Below are 17,743 nucleotides of genomic sequence, written 5' to 3' on the forward strand. Positions count from 1 at the left end.
CGTCCACCCGCAATCTGTCAGGGGAGGTGCTCACCGGTGACCATGCCGGAGCCTGAGCGTGACCTGTATGCCGACCTCGGTGTCTGCTGCGACGCGAGCGCCGAACAAGTGCGTCGTGCCTACCGGGCGCTGGCCCGCCCGCGCCACCCCGACCTTAAACCCGAGCTGGGCGCCGCCGATCGGTTCGGCCGCGTGGCGGCCGCGTTCGCGGTGCTGTCCGACCCGGTGCGCCGCGCCGCCTACGACCTGTCCCGCACCGCGTCCGATATCCAGGACGGCGACACCGACGCGGCGGCCTCGGCCCGGGTCTACGGCGACTACGCGCCGGCCGGTGAGCCGGCGGCCTTTGACGACTACGCGCCCGTCCCCGACTACGCGCCCGATCCCCCGCCGCCCCTAGCACCACAGCCGGCGCCGCCGCGGCCCGCGCCACCACCCCGGTCGGCGGCTCCTGCGATGGGCCCGCCGTGGGCGGCGAGCCGGTATGTCTCGCGCACGGCCGCACCGTTTCCGGCGGGGTGGGCGGCCGGGCGGATCGACCACCGCCGCCTCGGTGGGCGGCTGCTGCTCAAGGTGTGGCGCCTCGCGCCCCTACCGGCCAACCGCGTCGGTATCGGGCGCACATCGTCGTCGACGGCCCGGCGCTCGGGTGCCGCGGGCGGGCAGGCCACGGGGTCGACGCGGACGTCTGAGACGACGGGCAGCACGAGGAGCACCGCATGACTCGCCCGCACGGCCCCCGCTCGATGTCCGCGGAGCTGGTCCTGCCGGTGACCGCGCTGGGACTGATCGGCTTCGCGATGGTGGTGGTCCAGGCCGCCGCCGCGCTGACCGGGTTGTTCACCGCCGGCCCGGGTGCCGTGCTGGGGTTCGACGACGTCGCGATGCTGACCCGGTCCTGGCTGGGTGCCCCGCTCCCGGCCGGGTCGGTCGCGGCGCACCTGAGCGAGCATGTCGCGGTGTTCGTGGGGTGGCTGGTGGCGGTGGCGGTGACGCTGCTCGTGGTCGGGGTTCTGGGCGCGCGGTGGTGGTGGCGGCGGTGGGGCCCGACCCCGTCCGGTCACGCCACCCGGGCACAGTTGTCCCGCGAGTTATCCCTGGACGCGGCGCGGCGCAGCGCAGAGCGGACCCGCCCGGGTCTGAGTTCGGCCGAGCGGCGCAGCGCGTTCGGCACCGAGGTCGGGATCCCGTTCTACCGCTATCGCGGAGCCGAGCTGTGGGCCTCGTTCTCTAATCTGACCGGCACCCTGGCTCCGACCCAGTCCGGGAAGTCGCGCATGGATCTGGTGCACAAGGTCCTCGGTGCACCCGGCGCGCTGCTGTGTTCGACCACGAAGCTCGATCTCGTCGAGTTCGCGGCGCTGGCGCGCTCGCGGCGCCCCACGGCCGGGCCGGTGGTGGTCTACGACACCACCGGCAGATTGGCGTGGCCGTCGCCGTTGCGCTGGTCGCTGATCGAGGGATGTGAGGATCAGCAGGAAGCCAGCCGCCGCGCGTTCACCTTGGTCGAGGCCGCCGCCGTGCGGGTCGAGGCCGGCGGCGTCGGCGGCGCCGGAAACGACCGGGTGTTCCGGGAACGCGCGGTGGTGGTGCTGACCGCCTACCTGGTCGCGGCCGCGGTGTCCGGGGCCGGTGTCGACGACATTCGCGCTTGGGCTACCGAGCCCCCTGCCGTCGACGACGACCCGGCCGTGGCCAACGCTGCAGGACCAAGGTCGGGTCAGGGCACCGTGCCCAGCGCTAAGCCACGCCGCCGGCTCCCGGCCGACCCGCGGCCGGTGAAGATCCTCCGCAACGCCGGGCGCACGGAGCTGGCCGCGAACCTCGGCGCGGAGATGGCGCTCGACCCGCGCACCGCCTCGGCGGTGTGGATGTCGGTGCGCCGCGTCGTCGGTGCCTGGACCGACCCGCGGCTACGGCAGATGCTCAGCCCGCCGCGGGGCCGCGGACTGGATGTGCGCCGGTTCATCGCCCAGGGCGGGTCGCTGTTTCTGATCGCCGATCAACAGCAGGCCGCTGAAGCCGTCCCGGTGCTGACTGCGCTGGCCGAGCACTGGATGCGCACCGCGCAGGAGATGGCGCTGGACTATCCGGCCCGCCGCGTCGACCCGCCGGTGAGCGTCGTGTTCGACGAGCTCGCCAACGGCACTCCTGTGCCCGGCCTCGCCCAAGTGGTCAGCGACGCTGCCGGGCGCGGGGTGGTCATCCACTGGGCGGCGCAATCGTTGGCCCAGCTCGAGCGCATCTTCGGCTCCGTCGGGTACCGGGAGGTCCTCGACAACACCACGAGCCTGAGCGTGTGGGGCGGCATCAAGGACGACCGCACGCTGCAGTGGATCTCCGAGCTGTGCGCGACCCACGAGCGCCCACGCCGCCAGGTCCAAGTCGACGGACTGTTCAGCCCGCAACGGCACAGCATCGGCACCGAGACCAGCCCGGTGATGCGGGTCGGAGACATCCGCAAACTTGCCCGCGGCAAGGTCCTGGTCCTGCATGGCGGGCTGCCCTGCTTCATCGCTGAGGTCCTCGACGTGTCCCGCCGCCTGGACAACGCCGAGATCAGCCACGACGTGAACACCGTCCGCGAGCACGGCTCGATCCCGATCGACGAGCGCGGCTACCGCACTCCGCCCGACGCTGTGGAGGCCGTCACCCGATGAGCACCCACCTCAGCACCACCACCGCGTGCGGTCGAGCGGTACCCCCTGGCTCGGTGGCGTCGGGCTCGAGACGAGCTGGCCGTGGGCCGGGCCGGGCCGGGCCGGTCTGGTCTGGTCCGGGTCGCGGTGGCGGTCGGTGCCGTGGTGGGGCTCGGGCTCGGCCTGCTGCACCCCCACGGCGACCGGGAGGTGGTTCGGGCCGCAGACCAGACGAGCACCACCTCGCAGGATCCGCTGTATCTGACGGCAGCCGGGTGGTTCCTCACCGCCGGCGGTGAGCCGCTCTTCTGGATGGCTGACACCGCGTGGGCGCTGCTCGGCAAGCTGGGCGAGGGCGAGGTCACCGAGTACCTCGATGTCCGCGCCGCGCAGGGGTTCACCGTCATCCAGACGGTGGCGATGTTCCCTCAGGCCGGCGCCGAGTCGCCGGGCGACACCGTGGAAGCCGCAGCGGAGAACGATGAATTCTGGGACCGGGTCGAGTTCGCGATCGATGCCGCGGCCGCGCGCGGCATGTATGTGGCGATCCACCCGGTCTGAGGAGACAAGCAGACCGGGTCTTTACTGCAGTTGATCTTGAGCTTCCGGGAGCCGGAGGGTGTTCCGGTCAGAGATCGGGGGCGGCGGTCAGCAGCGGCCCGGGGAGACTGTCGAGAAGCTGCTGGACCTGGTCGCGTTTGTCGCGCAGGTTCCGGACGGTGAGGTGGAGCTGTTCGACGTCGCCGAGCCAGGAGTTGCTCTCGGCCTCCGCGATGCGGGCGTGCAGGTTATCTTCGATGGCGTCGAGCTGCGTGATCTCACCGGGGTCGACTTGGAGGAAGTTGCATCGCAGGCAGGCGTGTTCGTGTGCGCAGTCGGAGCCATAGGGTCGGCGGCAGGAACCGAGGGCGATACGGCGGCGGGAGAAGTGCTCGTGGAATTCGCCCCACTCCTGCTGGGTAGGTTCGCGGTACTCAGCGGCCGGTCGTAGCTCGCGGCAGGCGGTGATGAACCGGTCGTAGGCGGCGAAGACTTCGTGCTGGTGCCCGGCGAGCTGGGCAGCTAGGTGGATGGGGAACCCCTCGGTGACCAGGTCGGTGATGAACAGGCGGCGGAAGTCGTGTGGGGTCAGCCGCAGTGGGGAGCCGTCGGTGTCGAGCAGGCCGGCGTCGGTGGCCAGGTCGGCGACGTAGTCCTGGATGGTGGCGCTGCTCATGGCACGGGGGCGGGGACCGCGCCGGATCTGGAACAGGAACGGCATCGGTGCCGAGTGCTCCCTCTCGTAGTGGTCGTAGCGCACGCTGAGCGGGATGGTGCCGTCGGTGCTGAGCAGGCGGGTGACGATCTGGGCGAGCACGGCGGTGAGCTGGGGACTGCAGGGGATGATCCGTTCGCAGTCAGTCTTGCTGGGCGCGATCTGCAGTAGTGGAACGGTCTCACCGTCGGGTTTGGTGAACTGGCGGATGCTCAGGTGGGTGAGCTCTTTGAGCTCCTCGAACCGCATCCCGGAGTGGCGCAGCGTCTCCACGATGGCCCAGGTCCAGAACGCGCGTTCCTCGTGCAGGATCGGATCGATCCGCTTGTCCTGACCGACGACGCTGACTCGGATGGCGCCGGGCTGCGCTTGCTTGGTGAGTCGGACGCGGCGATACCGGGTGTTGTCGTGGTCGAACTCGTCGCCGGGGACGGCCGCCCGGGCCTGGGCGAGCAGCCGCTCGGCTTGGTCGCGGCGGCGGCGGGCATGCTCGACCAACCGGGGCATGTGCGGTGCCAGGGTGCGGGTGCGGGCCTGCATCCGGGCCGTCGCTGCGCGCCGGGCGGGTGTGATTCCGTGCAAGTCTCGGGGGCTGATGGGGCACGGGACCGCCCAGGGCGTCCAGCGAGGCTGCTCGTGTGCCCAGGCGGCGATGTCGAGATAGAAGGTGCGGACGCTTCCCAGCACGGAGAAGTAGTCGCGGCGCACGCGACCCCCGCTCTTGGTCTTGACCCGCTGTTTCCAGCCGGCGGCTTGGTCGGTGCTCAGGGCGATCGTGTCGATCCCGGGATGGTGGTCCTCGAGGTCCTTCCAGAACACGTTGGCCAGCATCCGAGCCAGATTGTCCCGGGTGGCGTAGTCGTGGGTGGGCTCCAGCTCGGTCAGGTAGTCGATCAACAGAGCGCGCACCGGTGCGCTGGCTACCTGGTAGCGGTCGACGAGTTCGGTCGCAGACTGTTTCCCGGAGCGGAGCAGCACCTCGATGGTGTCCGGTTCCCCGGCCAGCAGGCCCGCTGCGCGGGCATGATGCCAGGCCATCGCACTCTGCCGCGGGAGGTGCTGCGGCCGGTGGCCTCGAGGAAGTCGCGGTGGTGCAGCATATGCTCGGCACGGATCTGTTCGACGCCGATACCGTGCCGGATACAGATTCGGACCAGCACTGTTGCGCTGGACCGCAGCAGCTGCTTCGACGCGTTCGTTGCGGCCCCGGCGGCGAAGAACCGCTCCCAGACCTGCCGATCGTGGCAGTCGGTCCAGTCCCACCAAAGCTTGGTCAGATGTGCGGTCAGCAACCATTCGTCGCTGGGACGAATCACCCCGAGCAGGATCAGCGCGCTGGCCGCGACGCGGATGCCCGGGCGTTGGCGCGGGTTGGACAGCCCCGGCGCCCAGTCCGGCCCACCCTGGTCCGCGCCGCTGGCCACCCACCGCTGCTGATAGGAGCTCCCGTGAAAGGAATCCAGCCAGTCCAGGAACAGCAGCACGTGCCGGCGTGCCGCCGCGACGGTGTCGGAACGGTGGTCCAGGCCGAGAAAGTTGCGGGAGAGCTCACCAGCGGCGACGGCGATCCGCTCGCGTTCCTGCTCGGTGGCTGGTCGATCAAACCAGAGGTGCGGCCGGTCGCGGTCCGGCACGCGGTGAGGAGCGCCAGCGGCACGATCCGCGGTGGCGGCCATCGTTCGCGTGCGCAGGCCGCCTGCGGCTACTCCGGCTTCGGTTCCGGTGTCGGCGTCGGTTCTGCTCATGCGTCGGGTCCGGTGACCGTGTCCTGGCCGAACAGAACCGCCAGATCGGCCGGGTCGTAGCCGGCGGCCGGACGTGGCGGTGGTGCGGGCGGACGCGCGTAATGCGCCAACAGCCGCTCGACCAGGTTTTCCATCCGGGTTCGCAGATAAACCTGCGTCGTGCTCAATGATGCGTGCCGCATCAGCTCCTGCACATCGGTGATCAACAGTGTCGGGTCGGCTGCTAACCGGTAGGCATACGTGTGCCGTAGGTCGTGGAAGGTGATGTTCGTGCCCAGTGCGGTGTTGGCGCGCTCGAGCACCTGCCGCAGCGACCAGTAGGTCATCGGGCGCGGTTGCCCGCGCAGGGTCAGCCACAGTGGATCTGCCGGGCCGAACCCGCCCGGGCGGTCCCCCAGGTACAGACTGATCCACATCAGTGAGTCCGGGGAGGTCCGGACCGGTTGGTACTCCCGACGGCCCTTACCGATCACTTCGATCGTGTGGGTATCGACCTGCACCCCACACGGGCGCATCGACAGCATCTCCGCCGCCCGTGCCCCGCTGGAGACCGAGGTCGACACGATTGCCCGGTCGCGCACCGTGGGGAGCTGGGCGAAGAACTCGTTGAACAACTCGTCCGGGATCGCGCGGGCGCGCGGGGCGCGCGCTGCTCGCGCTTCTGTCGATACGGCGCCCGGCGTTGCGGCTGCGGAGTCTCCATCGGGCCCTGCCGGGTCCGCAGCTCCCGCGCGCGCCGCGCCGGTGACCTGGGCACCGGATTGGTCAACGGCCCCAGCCCGGTTGCTACGGCGAACTCGTAGAACTCGCTGACCACCGACAACAGGTGATCAATCGTGGCCGGGGCGTACTCGTTCCGCAGGTAGGGCTTCGCGGTCCGGGGATTCACCGACCCGGCCGGCGGACGCGCCCCAGCCTGCCGGGCGCTCGACCGCCGCCGCTGCGGATTGTCGGCCATGCGGTACCACCGCACGACATCGCGGACGTCGGCGCGGGTGGCACCCGCCCAGCCGACGTGCATCGCATCCAGCAACCTGTACCAGGCAAGCAGGTCATAGGCATACGAGCGCAACGTCCCCGGCGAGTAGTCACTCGCCGCCAGCTCGGTCAGCCACCGCGACACCGCATCGATCTCGACACCGTCGGCGTCGAGGAGCGCCCACGCCTGGTCAGGCCTGCCCGTGGCCACCACCCGGCCGATTGGTAACACCACAAGATCAGTGGCCTTCCGAACCCGATCCCTGTCGCCCACTTCCGACCGCCCTCTCTGCCATGACCAGCCGATCCGGACCGTGGCGGCCCTGGCATAAGGGGTAACGAGCGCCAACGCGTCTTGTTATGCCCGTCACAGATGCCCCCTATGGTCGGCATGGAGTCGACCGAGACGTCCGAGCGGATCAGGCCGCCGGCGTCGGCCTAACGATCCTTGGTCGCTAGGGGTGTCGGCCGCCTTCTGACGGCGCCTCGATGATCTGGCAGACAACGGCGTTCTGGCCGTGCCGGCGCGCGCTGGTGGCAGTGGCGCGGGCACGGGAGAGTGACTGGCGCAAGCGATTGAGGTCGCGGAATCGTTGATCGATGTCGGCGAGGTGCGCATCGAGCAACGCCAGGACGCGGCCGCAGGGTTGCTCGCCGCCACGCTGGAGATCAAGAATTTCCTTGATCTCATCGAGATGCAGGCCGAGGGTCTTCGCTTGGCGTACGAAGCGCAGCACGTCGAGATCGTTCTCGGTGAAGACCCGGTATCCGGCCTCGGTCCGCTCGGCGGCGGGCAACAGCCCCTTGGCTTCCCACAGGCGGACCGCCTTGGCGCTCACACCGGCGGCGTCGGCCGCCGCGCCGACCGTCATTCGCATGACAGACCTCCTCGCATGATCACTCTTGACCTTACCCCTGGGGGAAGGTCCTAGCGTCCGGTCGGGCGTCGAGCCGTCCGACCCGACCGGAAGCGAAGTGCAGTGTTCGTTCAGTCAGAGGCCCTGATCGCCAGGGTGCTCGCCATCGCCCGCAGGAGGGTTCCTGCGCACCTCGCGTCGACCCCTGCAGGCGCCGCCGGGCCTCGGCAGCACCCCTCGGGCAGGTGCCGAGTGAGCGCTACGCCCCGCCGGGTCGGGATGCGCACGGTGTTCGCCCACCCCGGCTACCGGCGCTTGTGGTCGGCGCGCACGGTGTCGCAGTGCGGGGACATCTTCGCGACGGTGGCATTGGCCCTGTTGGTGTTCGACCTGACCGGCTCGGCGCTGGGCGTGAGCGCGGTGGTGTTTGCTGAGATCCTTCCGGTCCTGTTGCTCGCGCCGCTGGCGGGCACCCTGGTCGACCGGCTGCCCCGGATCCGGATCATGATCGCCGCGGACGTGTGGCGTGCCCTGCTGGCCGGGTCGCTGATCCTGCTCGGCGACCACGTCGTCGCGGTGTATGTGATCGCGTTCGGGCTCTCTGTCGGGGCAGTCCTGTTCAACCCCGCAGCCAACAGCGCCGTGCCCGCGCTGGTCGACGACAGCGAGCTCGTCGCGGCCAACAGCGGCATCTGGACCGCCGCAGTACTGAGCCAGATCGCCCTGGCCCCGCTCGCCGGGCTGCTCTACACCGCGCTCGGCCCCGCCCCGGCGTTCGGGATCAACGCGGCCAGCTTCGTGGCCAGTGCAGTCCTGCTCACCGGGCTGCGGTTACCGGCCACGCCCCGCTCGACCGCACGGCGCGGTTTCTTTGCCGACGCCGTGGACGGGGTGCGGGTACTGGCCTCGGACCGGTTGCTGCGGGCACTGGGCGCGGGCCAGCTCCTCGCGGCCCTGTCGGCCGGTGCAACGAGTGCCTTGCTGGTGGTGCTCGCCCGGGAGCACCTGGCCCTGCCGCCGTCGGGCTACGGGCTACTGCTGGGTGCGATCGGCGTCGGCGCAGTCCTGGGCCCGTTGGTGGTGAGCCGGCAGCTGAGCGATCCGCGACGCCCGGCGTTCGTGTTCGGCCCCTACGTGCTCCGCGGCCTGGTCGACCTTGTGCTCGCGACGTTCACCGCGTTCCCGGTCGCCCTGGTCGCCCTGGCGGTCTACGGGCTGGGCACCTCCACCGGCGCGGTCACCTTCAACTCCCTGCTGCAAGCCCACACCCCCGCACACCTGCGCGGACGGATCTTCGCCGGCTTCGACGTGTTCTGGCAGCTGGGCCGGCTCGTGTCCCTGCTCCTGGGTGGTCTGCTCGCCGCCGCGCTCGGTATCCAGGCCGTCTACCTCCTCGGTGGGCTCCTGCTCCTGGCGGCCGCGGTGATCGGCTGGTTCGGCATCCGAGGCAACGCCCTGAGCTCGCCGACCGGGTAGCTATGTCCGGCCCGAGCGGCTGGTGACGCTCGTTGCACGCGGACACGAGGCTCGTCCCAGCACGGCCATGCACCGGATGCAGGGGCTTACGACTGGGCTGGCGGCGCCGCGATGGTGAGCTGGCGCCGATGGTGGTCGAAGTGCTGGGTCCCGAAGTGGTAGACGTCGAGCACGCTCATCGTCGGGGTGAAATAGGGGTCCCAGTCCGTCGGCACATACATGCTCAGGGCCAGACTTTGTTCGGTCTCGGTGGCGAGGCGACGTCGCAGCGAGGCGATGACGGCGTCCAGCAGTACGATCATGACGCGCGAGGGCAGTAGCCGCGCGGTGACGCAGGGGCCGAGGTAGTTGACTAGGTGAAAGGGACGGCGGGCCGCGTTGAGGGCGGTGGCGAACCCTCGGCTGTAGCCGAGGCGGCCGAGGGTTCGGACCAGAGGAAGCAGCGTCCGGACGACCCCGTATCCGAGGACCATGTGGATCAGCAGCTGCCGGTTCGTCCAGCGCGTGCCGCGCGTCGAGCGATGCAGATCGTCGAGCGAGGCCGTGGCGATGAGCTGGTGGAACTCGGCCTGGGCTCGCTGCATCTCCTCGCCGATGTCGTACGGTTCCATGCGACCGCCTCCGGCAACCGATGCTACTGCCGCCGCGACGGGACGGGTGCATACTGGTGTGATGCGGGTGGAGCTGCTGGTGGTACCGAACTGCCCGCACGAGGACATCGCCTCCACACGTCTCCGCCAGGCCCTCGACGACACCGGAAATGCCGGTACCCCTGTCGAAGTCCGGACCGTGATCGCCGAGACCGTCGACGCAACCCCGCAGTTCGCGGGATCACCCACCATCCTGATCGACGGAGCAGACCCGTTCGCCGAGCAAGCCACCGGGCCAGGCGCATTCGCGTGCCGCGTCTATCGCTGCGAGGCCGGGTTATCGGGCGCCCCGTCGGTGGAGCAGCTGCGGAGGGTGTTGCGTCGCTGAGACCTGCCGTGGCAACGCGCTGCCGGCACGTTCATAGTTGCTTGGTCAGCTGCTCGCCGGTGCTCCGGCGCGCGCTTTCTCCTCGACGGAGGCGTTGACGACCTGAACCTTGTCGCCGTCGGCGAGGTCGTTGAAGAACGCTTCTGCCTCGGGTAGGTCGAGCTTCACGCACCCGGCCGAGGCGCGTTCGCGATCTCCGCCGTGGAAGGCGACTCCACCGTCGGCGAAGAAGACAGCCCACGGCATCGGTTCGGGGTTGCCGTCGGGGCCGGTGAACTCGCCACTGACATGGTCCTTGTTCTTGCGGTACACGCGGAACGAGTGCCCGAGCGGGGTTTCCTGCCCGGCTCCGCCCGAGGCGATCGGGACCGGGCCTCGGGTGACTCGGCCGTCGCGGATCAGCCATGCTCGCTGCGATTCGAGATCGACACACGCGCGGGCCGAGACCGAGCACGGAGTGCCGGGCGCCACCGGCTCGGCGTGCGCCTGGGCGGCGACGTCACTGTTCTCGGTATCGGCGAGCGCGGTACCGGCGAGGCCGATCCCGGCCGCCGTCACCAGGCCCGCCACCACGAGCCGGCCGAACCGGGTCCGCAGCGTCGCCGTGCTCCGCATTCGCACTCCTCATCTTTGGTCGCGCTACACCACCGGGCGTGACGGGGGCGAGCGCCCTCCTGTCACGTAAGACGTCCGGAAGCGTCCGAGGTTGTCACGCAGCGGTGCCGTCCCTGTCGCTGTCCGTGTCTCCACCGGAGAAGACGACATCCGGGCGCAGATCGACGACCTCGGCGCATGGCCGTTGCACGCGCTGGGCGATGTCGGCGCGGCCGGGGCGGATCTACGTGCCCGACCGCGTCCGCCGGCGACGGTCATCGTCGGCGAGTCCATCCGCACTCGGCGCCGTCACCGACAATGGCGAGCGGATCGTCGGGCACGCCCCCCGATGCCGCGCTCCGGCGTGCCGATCCCCGTTGGTACGGTCCGGTTACTGTGAGCGACACCGTCGGCGAGCTGAAAACCCGAGCACCGGGTTTCGCTATTCGCCGGTTCGTCCTTTTTGTCGCTCTGGCCGCAGTCGCGCTGATTTGTGGACTGCACCCGGTCGCGTCGGCGCACGGGCCTGAGCTCATGGTCGGAGGGCCACCGGCGCAGTCGGCGGATCAGCAGCTGTTCGCGAGTGCCGCGGTCGATCAGTCGTCGTCGCACCAACACGACGAAGCCGGGACCGAGGGCTCCGGTGCGCCGCATCCGGATCACGATGCTCCGGTCTGCCATGACGCCGGCAGCCATGACGAGTCGACTCTGACCGCTCGCGGGGATCGCCCCGTCCTGCCCGATGTCGTCGCGGGAGCGGGCATCGACGTCCGTGTGGTGGCTGCACCTCGTGCACCCCCGTGGATGGTCGGCGCGGTCGAGACCGCGCCCGCTCGCCCGGAAGGCGGGCGGCACCACCTGACGCTGGCACAGATCTCTCGGACGTAGAGGCCAGGCGACCTCGGACTCTCACCCCTGGTCGCCGTCTCCTCCCGTCCCATCACCGCTCCCTGGCGCGGCGTGTCGCCGCGCCTGAATGAGGTCTGTCGTCATGTCTCTACCCTTTACGACCCTCCCCCTCGATGGCCCAGGCGTCGCGCCCCGGCGCTGCGTGAACTTGACCGACGTCGTCGGTTCCACCCCGACGGTGTGGATCGACGCGCCGTTCGCCTCCGGCGGGCGGGGCTTCTGGGCCAAGCTCGAGGGCACCAACCCCGGCGGGATCAAGGACCGCCCCGCCCTGCACATGGTCGAGCGGGCACGCGAGCGCGGTGACCTGCAGCCGGGTGGCCGGATCGTCGAGTCGACCAGCGGAACCCTGGGGCTGGGCCTGGCCCTAGCCGGGATCGCCTACGGGCACCCGGTGACGCTGGTGTCCGACCCGGGAATGGAACCGCTGATGTACCGCCTGCTGTGTGCCTACGGCGCAGAAGTGGTGACCGTGCAGAGCCCGGCGGCGTGCGGTGGGTGGCAGCAGGCCCGCCGCGAGCGCGTCGCCGAGGTGCTCGACCAGCATCCCGACGCGTGGTGCCCGGACCAGTACAACAACCCCGACAACGTGTCCGCCTACGCCCCACTGGCTGACGAGCTGCGCAGCCAACTCGGCCACATCGACGTGCTGGTCTGCTCGGTCGGCACCGGAGGACACTCGGCGGGCATCTCCCGCGCGCTGCGCCGGCATCTGCCCGACCTCGAGGTCGTCGGCGTCGACACGGTGGGGTCGACGATCTTCGGACAGCCCGCGCGGCCGCGGCTGATGCGCGGGCTCGGTTCGAGCATCCATCCGCGCAACGTCGACCACAGCATCTTCAGCGAGGTGCACTGGATCGCCGCTCACGAGGCGGTGTCGGCGTGCCGGGCGATGGCGTGTGCCAGCTACTCCAGCGGAGGCTGGAGCGTCGGTGCAGTCGGCACGGTGGCCGGCTGGCTGGCCCGGACCCGACCGCAGGACACCCGGATCGCCGCGATCTTCCCCGACGGGCCGCAGCGCTACTTCGACACCGTCTACAACGACGAGTTCTGTGAGGCGCAGGGGCTCACGATCAGTGGCGCGCCCGTGCACGAGCCGGACGAGATCGACCGATCGGACGCGGTCGAGGTCCACCGCTGGACCCGCTGCACCAGCGTGTTCGCACCCACCGGACCGGAGAGCTGATGCGGGTGCTCGACAGGTACCGGTCGTTCGATCGGCCGGTCCAGCTGCTGCTGCTCAACCAGCTGACCATCAACCTCGGCTTCTACATGCTCATCCCGTACCTGGCCGATCACCTGTCCCAGGGCCTGGGGCTTTCGGTGCTGCTCGTCGGGGTGATCCTGGGGGTGCGCAACTTCTCCCAGCAGGGCATGTTCCTGGTGGGGGGCAGCCTGGCCGACCGGTTCGGCTACAAGCCGATGATCGTGGCCGGGTGCGCCTTGCGGACCGGCGGGTTCGCGCTGCTCGGTCTGGTCGACAACGTGACGACCCTGGTCGTGGCTTCGGCCGCGACCGGGTTCGCCGGGGCGCTGTTCAACCCGGCCGTGCGCGCCTACATCGCCCGCGATGCCGGGGAACGCCGGGTCGAGGCGTTCGCGCTGTTCAGCGTGTTCTACCAAGCGGGCATCGTGGTCGGCCCGCTCGTGGGTCTGCTGCTGACCGGGATCGACTTCACTGTGACCTGCCTGGTGGCGGCGGCGGTGTTCGCGGTGCTCACGGTGCTGCAGATCCGGGCGCTGCCGGCCCGTGGAGGCGACGCCGACGGGGGGACCGAAGCGGATCGGCGGCCGGTCCTAGGCCAGTGGCGCGACGTCGCCGCGACCCGCGGGTTCCTGCCGTTCTCGGTGGCGATGATCGGCACCTACGTCTTGTCCTACCAGGTGTATCTGGCGCTGCCGCTGCACGCCCGGACACTGGCCGGGCAGGGCGACCTGGGCACGGCGCTGGTGACCGCGCTCTACGTCGTCTCCGGCGGTGTCACCATCGCCGCGCAGATGAAGGTCACCGCGTGGTGTCGTGCGCGCTGGGGCCCGGCCGGTTCGCTCAGTCGTGGCCTCGTCGTGCTCGGTGCGGCGTTCGTGCCCCTGCTGCTCGCCGATGCCCTGCTCGTCGTGCTCCCCGAGGTCGGCGCGGTGGCCGCGACGGTGGTGGGGGTGGCGGCGTTGCTGGCGACGGCGGCGCTGCTCGCGATCGGGACCGCCGTGGTCCTGCCGTTCGAGATGGACACCATCGTCGGGCTCGCGCGCAACCGGCTCGTCGCGACCCACTACGGCTTCTACAACACCGTGTGCGGGGTGGGGATCCTGCTCGGGAACGCGGGGACGGGCTGGGCGATCGATCTCGCCCGCTCCGCCGGGGCCCCCTACGCGCCGTGGCTGGTGCTGCTGGTGATCGGGCTGCTGTGTGGGCTGGCCCTGGCCGTGCTGTATCGGCGTGGCCTGCTCACCGCCCCCGACGACGACAGTGGGGCGGCGCCCACCGGGTCGGCTGCCGATCCGGCGACCATCCGGCTGCGGGTGGTCGACCAGCACGACGACCGGCCGACGCACCCGCTGCCACGCGTCCGCCCGGGCGAACACGGAGCGGCTGCAGCGTCGACGCAGACACGCCCCCTGGCTGATCTGCCTGGCGCCGTCCGGCGTCGGTGACCACCTGCCGGGGGTGGGGTCCACGACCCCACCCCCGCAGAGTGACAGGACGACGACATCCCGTGGCGTCTCGCCGATGGGCGAATGCCGGTCAGGCGAGTCGCTGCAGTGTCGCGCCGCCGTCGGTGGACTGCTCGACGCCGTCGTCGGTCACGACCGTCAGTCGGCCTCCGGGCTCGGCGGTGATCGCCTGCGGTGGGCTCGCGGTGCCGCCACGACGCTGCCAGGTCACGCCCTGGTCGGTGCTGGCGTGCACCGTTCCGTCCGGTCCGATCCCGTACACGGTGCCGTCGTCGGCCCATGCCAGGTAGGCCAGCAGCGGGCTGTCGGCGACGGTGGTGAAGGTGGCGCCGCTGTCACGGCTGGCCACGACTCCGTCCTCGGTGGTGGCCAGGATCCGGGTGCCGTCCCCGGGGGCCAGGGCGACGTCAAGGGCGGCCAGCGGGGTGCGTTCCTGCCAGGTTCGTCCGCTGTCGCTGCTGGTCATCAGGAGCCCGCGGGTGGCGTCGAGGCCGACGACGGCCGTGCCGTCGACGTCGAGAGCGTGGAAGTCGACCTGGCCGTGCAGGCTGACCGGCTCCCACGTCGCACCGCCGTCGGTGCTGCGGACCAGGCCGAGCGGGTTCGGCGTGCTGGTGTCCTGGGGGGCGGGGTGGCCGCTGGCCAGATACGCCGCCGGCCCGGCGACGGTGAAGCCCATCAGATCCGGCCCGCCGGTCTGTGGCGAGTCCTGGCGCGGGGCCAGTGTCCCCTCGCCGGTGAGGCCGAACAGACCGTGGTGGCCTGCGATGACGATGCCGCCGTCGGCGGGGTCGACCCCGACCCCGTGGACGTGACCGACCTGGTCGAACAGGCTCGTGGTGTCGGCAGCGGCGGGGGAGGTGTCCGGCTGAGCCGGTCCGCCACAGCCGGCCAGCAGCACGGCGATGCCGGCGGTGAGCAGGGCATGGGCGGGGCGGTATCGAGTCCTGCGGCGGTGGGGGTTCGGGTGGGGTACGGGTTGTCTGTCGATCATCAGCAGCGGTGGTTCCTCTTCAGCCGGGTCGTGCTCCGGCAGCGCGGTGAGCTCGGCGGGCCGAGCCGTGAACAGGATGGGGAGACCGTCCTGGCTGCGCGGTCATCGACCGTCGCCACATGTCGTGCGGCGCTCGGCAGCGGGCGTGCGGGCAGACAGCGCTCGCACCGCGCACCCGAGCAGACAGCGCAGAACCGCACGACCGGGCTCGGACGTGGCGACCGCGATCACGGCAGACAGCGGACCTCGGGCAGCGGGCCGACTCGCGCTCTTCGCCATCGGACAGCCTCCATCGTCGATACGGGCGGGGGGTATGCTACGGCCCACGGTACATACCCCCCGCCCGTATCGGCCAGGGTGAGAGCGACCGTTCGGCGCCGGCTCACCCCGACCGGGTGTCAGCCGAGGAGCTCGCGCATCTCGGTGATCTCGGTTTCCTGGGCGTCGACGATCTGCTGGGCCAGTGCCGTCGCCTCGGGGTTGGCCCCGTTGGCGAGTTCGGTCTGGGCCATCTGCACCGCACCCTCGTGGTGGGCGATCATCATCTCGAGGAACATGCGGTCGAAGGCGGCGCCGTTGGCCTGCTTGAGCTGGCCCATCTGCTCGGGGGTCATCATCCCGGCCATGCCGCCCTGCCCCATGCCGTTCTGGTCGGGGCCGTGGCCCATCGACTCGTGGTCCATCCCGGGCATGGCGCCGGGTGCGGGTGCGCCCCAGGCGGTGAGGAAGGCCTGCATCTGGGCGATCTCCGGGCCTTGGGCCTGCTCGATCTCGGTGGCGAGGCGGCGGACGTCGTCGCTGCCGGCGCGGTCGGTGGCCAGCTTCGACATCTCCACGGCCTGCTGGTGGTGCGGGATCATGCCCTGGGCGAAGGCGATGTCGGCCTGGTTGTGCTCGGCCGAGATCGCCGCGCTGGGAGCGGCGGCGGCGCTGGTGGGGGCGGGTGCCGGGTTTGCGGGCGCGGCGCTGCCGGCGGGATCCGGACCGCCGCAGGCGGTCAGGACGAGGGCAGCAGTCAGTGTCGTGGCCGCGGCGGCCACGTTGTTGATCTTCATGTGTGGTTCTGGCTCTCCGTGTCGGTGTGATCGGGCCGGATCCGGCGCTCTGTCGCGCCGGGGGCCGATCAGGTCCGCATCACGCAGAGCTGGGCGAGTCTTCGGGGGACGGGCGGTGGCCGCTGGGCCGGCATGCCGTGGGCCAGCTGCCGGGCCGGGGTGACCGAGACCGGGAGCGCCAGGCGTCCGAGGAACAGCCACGCCGCGAGCAGAGCGAGCCCGGCGGCGGCCAGCACCGCCAGGCACAGGTGCAGCAGGTGGGCGTCGTGCTCGCCGTGGTCGGCCGGCATCGGGCCGTGGTCGGCCGCGGCCGACACCGGAGCAGACGGCGGCGCGGAGGCCGCGTCGGCTCGGAGGTCGGTGTGTCCGACTACGGACGTAGCGACCGCAACCTGATGCCCGGTGCCCGTTGCGGGGGCGGCAGCCGGGGCGACGAGCGCGTGCATCCCCACGAGCCCGAGCAGGACAGGCAGGACCAGCAGCACCAGCCGCAGTCCGTGTCGCCTGTTGCCCATGCCGGCCACGGTACCGGCGTGACTGCGGGCACTGTGCGGTCAGTAGGACGACGGTGCCTGGGCGCCACGGAAATGGCAGTGCTTCCCGGGCTGGCGCGCGGGTGCATCACCCCGGCCCGCCTGGAAGCCGTTACCGGCCGAGGCAGAGTGGTCTGCGGACCTGTTGAGCGTCGAGGATGGTCAGCTCAGTGAGTCGAGGGCGGTGCGTAGCCGTTTGCCGGCGTCGGCCGCGGTGTCGGCGAGTTCGGCTTGGCCGCCGGCGGCGATGCCGAGCAGGGCGCCGGGATCGACGGCTTGGACGATGGTGCGGCCCTCGGCTCGTCGGATGGTGACATTGCAGGGCAACAATAAGCCGACCTCTGGGCTGGCCGAGAGCGCGGCATGGGCGAGGCTCGGATTGCAGGCGCCGAGGATGGTGTAGTCGTCGACTTGCTCGCCGAGCTTTGCGGCGAGGGTGGCCTTGATGTCGATGGTGGTCAGCACCCCGAAGCCCTGCTCGGCGAGGGCGGCGGTGACGGCGTCGATGGCCTGTTGGTGGTCGAGATCGACCTCGACGGTGTGGGCGATCTGCATCGCTACTGACTCCCTGTCATGTGCGGGTGCGAGCCCGGGTGGACGGGCTCACGACACTCCGGAATACCCCGGGGGGTACGGTCGTTGTGCGGACGGCGAGCCCACGGACCCACCGTGGGATGCCCGGGAACGGAGACCGCCATGCAGGTTCAGGCCAAGGAACTCAGTGATGTGGTGAGCCGGCTGCGCCGTGTGGAGGGTCAGATCAGCGGGATCATCCGCATGATCGAGGACGGGCGTGAGTGCAAGGACGTGGTCACCCAGCTCGCCGCCGCGGCCCGGGCACTGGACAAGGCCGGCTTCAAGATCATCGCGACCGGCTTGCGGCACTGCATGACCGAGAACGACGAGGGGGAGCGCGCGGTCGACGTGGCCGAGATGGAGCGACTCTTCCTGTCCCTGGCCTGAGCGCGCCGGCCCCCGCGCCCCGGCCGGACCGACGTCAGGAGCGGCGAGAACGCTGCTCCTGACGGACCATCGAGAAGAACGACGACCGATCACA

Annotated in this window: 19 protein-coding genes and 1 pseudogene; 9 read left to right on the forward strand and 11 right to left on the reverse strand. The window is 70.7% G+C overall.

Translation table 11 applies throughout. The features are described from left to right. Positions 1-42 precede the first annotated feature (42 nt). The 3 genes from JOF36_RS37910 (at position 43) to JOF36_RS39875 (ending at position 3,200) form a co-directional block, all read left to right on the forward strand. Positions 43-723: a DnaJ domain-containing protein gene (locus JOF36_RS37910; RefSeq protein ID WP_245353346.1), complete on the forward strand. Its 681-nt coding sequence runs from the start codon at positions 43-45 to the stop codon at positions 721-723. Next, positions 720-2,660 carry a type IV secretory system conjugative DNA transfer family protein gene (locus JOF36_RS37915; protein ID WP_210037033.1) on the forward strand — a complete coding sequence of 647 codons (1,941 nt, stop codon included), beginning with the start codon at positions 720-722 and terminating at the stop codon, positions 2,658-2,660. The genes JOF36_RS37910 and JOF36_RS37915 overlap by 4 nt, the downstream gene beginning before the upstream one ends. Before the next feature lie 144 nt (positions 2,661-2,804). Continuing rightward, positions 2,805-3,200 (forward strand): apiosidase-like domain-containing protein, encoded by a 396-nt coding sequence (locus JOF36_RS39875; RefSeq protein ID WP_210037034.1) that lies wholly within the window; start codon positions 2,805-2,807, stop codon positions 3,198-3,200. A gap of 67 nt (positions 3,201-3,267) precedes the next feature. Here JOF36_RS39875 and JOF36_RS37925 read toward each other — a convergent pair whose 3' ends face one another. The 5 genes and pseudogenes from JOF36_RS37925 to JOF36_RS37945 all read right to left on the reverse strand — a co-directional run bounded on the left by JOF36_RS37925 (position 3,268) and on the right by JOF36_RS37945 (position 7,495). Then, on the reverse strand, positions 3,268-4,932 hold the full coding sequence (locus tag JOF36_RS37925) for a tyrosine-type recombinase/integrase (RefSeq protein WP_210037035.1): 1,665 nt from the start codon (positions 4,930-4,932) through the stop codon (positions 3,268-3,270). After that, a complete protein-coding gene (locus JOF36_RS37930; RefSeq protein WP_210037036.1) occupies positions 4,815-5,639 on the reverse strand; it encodes a hypothetical protein in 825 nt (274 codons plus the stop codon). The genes JOF36_RS37925 and JOF36_RS37930 overlap by 118 nt, the downstream gene beginning before the upstream one ends. After that, a complete protein-coding gene (locus JOF36_RS37935; RefSeq protein WP_245353261.1) occupies positions 5,636-6,253 on the reverse strand; it encodes a tyrosine-type recombinase/integrase in 618 nt (205 codons plus the stop codon). The genes JOF36_RS37930 and JOF36_RS37935 overlap by 4 nt, the downstream gene beginning before the upstream one ends. 317 nt (positions 6,254-6,570) lie before the next feature. Further along, positions 6,571-6,891: pseudogene (locus JOF36_RS41580) on the reverse strand (site-specific integrase); the annotation flags it as partial. A 181-nt stretch (positions 6,892-7,072) separates the two neighbouring features. Continuing rightward, positions 7,073-7,495, reverse strand: a complete 423-nt coding sequence (locus JOF36_RS37945; protein WP_210037039.1) for a MerR family DNA-binding protein — start codon at positions 7,493-7,495, stop codon at positions 7,073-7,075. 231 nt (positions 7,496-7,726) lie between these two features. Between JOF36_RS37945 and JOF36_RS37950 the strand changes: the two genes are divergently transcribed. Further along, on the forward strand, positions 7,727-8,950 hold the full coding sequence (locus tag JOF36_RS37950; protein WP_307862829.1) for an MFS transporter: 1,224 nt from the start codon (positions 7,727-7,729) through the stop codon (positions 8,948-8,950). Between the two features lie 86 nt (positions 8,951-9,036). Here JOF36_RS37950 and JOF36_RS37955 read toward each other — a convergent pair whose 3' ends face one another. Next, on the reverse strand, positions 9,037-9,561 hold the full coding sequence (locus JOF36_RS37955) for a DinB family protein (protein ID WP_210037040.1): 525 nt from the start codon (positions 9,559-9,561) through the stop codon (positions 9,037-9,039). Between the two features lie 61 nt (positions 9,562-9,622). Here JOF36_RS37955 and JOF36_RS37960 point away from each other — a divergent pair, with 61 nt between their 5' ends. Continuing rightward, positions 9,623-9,928 (forward strand): hypothetical protein, encoded by a 306-nt coding sequence (locus JOF36_RS37960; RefSeq protein WP_210037041.1) that lies wholly within the window; start codon positions 9,623-9,625, stop codon positions 9,926-9,928. Positions 9,929-9,973: 45 nt separating this feature from the next. On the opposite strand, the gene JOF36_RS37965 is transcribed toward JOF36_RS37960, so the two are convergent. Beyond that, positions 9,974-10,543 (reverse strand): L,D-transpeptidase, encoded by a 570-nt coding sequence (locus tag JOF36_RS37965; protein WP_210037042.1) that lies wholly within the window; start codon positions 10,541-10,543, stop codon positions 9,974-9,976. Between the two features lie 375 nt (positions 10,544-10,918). Between JOF36_RS37965 and JOF36_RS37970 the strand changes: the two genes are divergently transcribed. The 3 genes from JOF36_RS37970 (at position 10,919) to JOF36_RS37980 (ending at position 14,083) form a co-directional block, all read left to right on the forward strand. Beyond that, complete coding sequence (locus JOF36_RS37970) at positions 10,919-11,410, forward strand: hypothetical protein (protein WP_210037043.1); 492 nt, start codon at positions 10,919-10,921, stop codon at positions 11,408-11,410. Positions 11,411-11,579: 169 nt separating this feature from the next. Then, entirely contained in the window at positions 11,580-12,617 is a 1,038-nt protein-coding gene (locus JOF36_RS37975) for a PLP-dependent cysteine synthase family protein (protein ID WP_210037154.1), read from the forward strand. After that, a complete protein-coding gene (locus tag JOF36_RS37980; RefSeq protein WP_210037044.1) occupies positions 12,617-14,083 on the forward strand; it encodes an MDR family MFS transporter in 1,467 nt (488 codons plus the stop codon). Before JOF36_RS37975 ends, JOF36_RS37980 begins: the two co-directional genes overlap by 1 nt. 91 nt (positions 14,084-14,174) lie before the next feature. Here JOF36_RS37980 and JOF36_RS37985 read toward each other — a convergent pair whose 3' ends face one another. The 4 genes from JOF36_RS37985 to JOF36_RS38000 all read right to left on the reverse strand — a co-directional run bounded on the left by JOF36_RS37985 (position 14,175) and on the right by JOF36_RS38000 (position 17,241). Continuing rightward, entirely contained in the window at positions 14,175-15,098 is a 924-nt protein-coding gene (locus JOF36_RS37985; RefSeq protein WP_210037045.1) for a F510_1955 family glycosylhydrolase, read from the reverse strand. A gap of 398 nt (positions 15,099-15,496) precedes the next feature. After that, the gene (locus JOF36_RS37990; RefSeq protein ID WP_210037046.1) at positions 15,497-16,153 is read right to left on the reverse strand and encodes a DUF305 domain-containing protein; all 657 of its coding nucleotides are present in this window, start codon (positions 16,151-16,153) and stop codon (positions 15,497-15,499) included. A gap of 68 nt (positions 16,154-16,221) precedes the next feature. Further along, positions 16,222-16,668, reverse strand: a complete 447-nt coding sequence (locus JOF36_RS37995) for a DUF6153 family protein (RefSeq protein WP_210037047.1) — start codon at positions 16,666-16,668, stop codon at positions 16,222-16,224. Positions 16,669-16,848: 180 nt separating this feature from the next. Then, positions 16,849-17,241 (reverse strand): DUF302 domain-containing protein, encoded by a 393-nt coding sequence (locus JOF36_RS38000; RefSeq protein WP_210037048.1) that lies wholly within the window; start codon positions 17,239-17,241, stop codon positions 16,849-16,851. Between the two features lie 141 nt (positions 17,242-17,382). Here JOF36_RS38000 and JOF36_RS38005 point away from each other — a divergent pair, with 141 nt between their 5' ends. Further along, positions 17,383-17,649 (forward strand): metal-sensitive transcriptional regulator, encoded by a 267-nt coding sequence (locus tag JOF36_RS38005; protein ID WP_210037049.1) that lies wholly within the window; start codon positions 17,383-17,385, stop codon positions 17,647-17,649. Positions 17,650-17,743: the final 94 nt, after the last annotated feature.

This window comes from Pseudonocardia parietis, from assembly GCF_017876315.1.
GTDB classification, from domain to species: domain Bacteria; phylum Actinomycetota; class Actinomycetes; order Mycobacteriales; family Pseudonocardiaceae; genus Pseudonocardia; species Pseudonocardia parietis.

Coding starts and splice junctions, on each gene's coding strand:
- JOF36_RS37910 (WP_245353346.1), top strand. CDS start 43: ATGCCGGAGCCTGAGCGTGACCTGTATGCCGACCTCGGTGTCTGCTGC.
- JOF36_RS37915 (WP_210037033.1), top strand. CDS start 720: ATGACTCGCCCGCACGGCCCCCGCTCGATGTCCGCGGAGCTGGTCCTG.
- JOF36_RS37925 (WP_210037035.1), bottom strand. CDS start 4,932: ATGGCCTGGCATCATGCCCGCGCAGCGGGCCTGCTGGCCGGGGAACCG.
- JOF36_RS37930 (WP_210037036.1), bottom strand. CDS start 5,639: ATGAGCAGAACCGACGCCGACACCGGAACCGAAGCCGGAGTAGCCGCA.
- JOF36_RS37945 (WP_210037039.1), bottom strand. CDS start 7,495: ATGCGAATGACGGTCGGCGCGGCGGCCGACGCCGCCGGTGTGAGCGCC.
- JOF36_RS37955 (WP_210037040.1), bottom strand. CDS start 9,561: ATGGAACCGTACGACATCGGCGAGGAGATGCAGCGAGCCCAGGCCGAG.
- JOF36_RS37960 (WP_210037041.1), top strand. CDS start 9,623: ATGCGGGTGGAGCTGCTGGTGGTACCGAACTGCCCGCACGAGGACATC.
- JOF36_RS37965 (WP_210037042.1), bottom strand. CDS start 10,543: ATGCGGAGCACGGCGACGCTGCGGACCCGGTTCGGCCGGCTCGTGGTG.
- JOF36_RS37980 (WP_210037044.1), top strand. CDS start 12,617: ATGCGGGTGCTCGACAGGTACCGGTCGTTCGATCGGCCGGTCCAGCTG.
- JOF36_RS37985 (WP_210037045.1), bottom strand. CDS start 15,098: ATGATCGACAGACAACCCGTACCCCACCCGAACCCCCACCGCCGCAGG.
- JOF36_RS37990 (WP_210037046.1), bottom strand. CDS start 16,153: ATGAAGATCAACAACGTGGCCGCCGCGGCCACGACACTGACTGCTGCC.
- JOF36_RS37995 (WP_210037047.1), bottom strand. CDS start 16,668: ATGGGCAACAGGCGACACGGACTGCGGCTGGTGCTGCTGGTCCTGCCT.
- JOF36_RS38000 (WP_210037048.1), bottom strand. CDS start 17,241: ATGCAGATCGCCCACACCGTCGAGGTCGATCTCGACCACCAACAGGCC.
- JOF36_RS38005 (WP_210037049.1), top strand. CDS start 17,383: ATGCAGGTTCAGGCCAAGGAACTCAGTGATGTGGTGAGCCGGCTGCGC.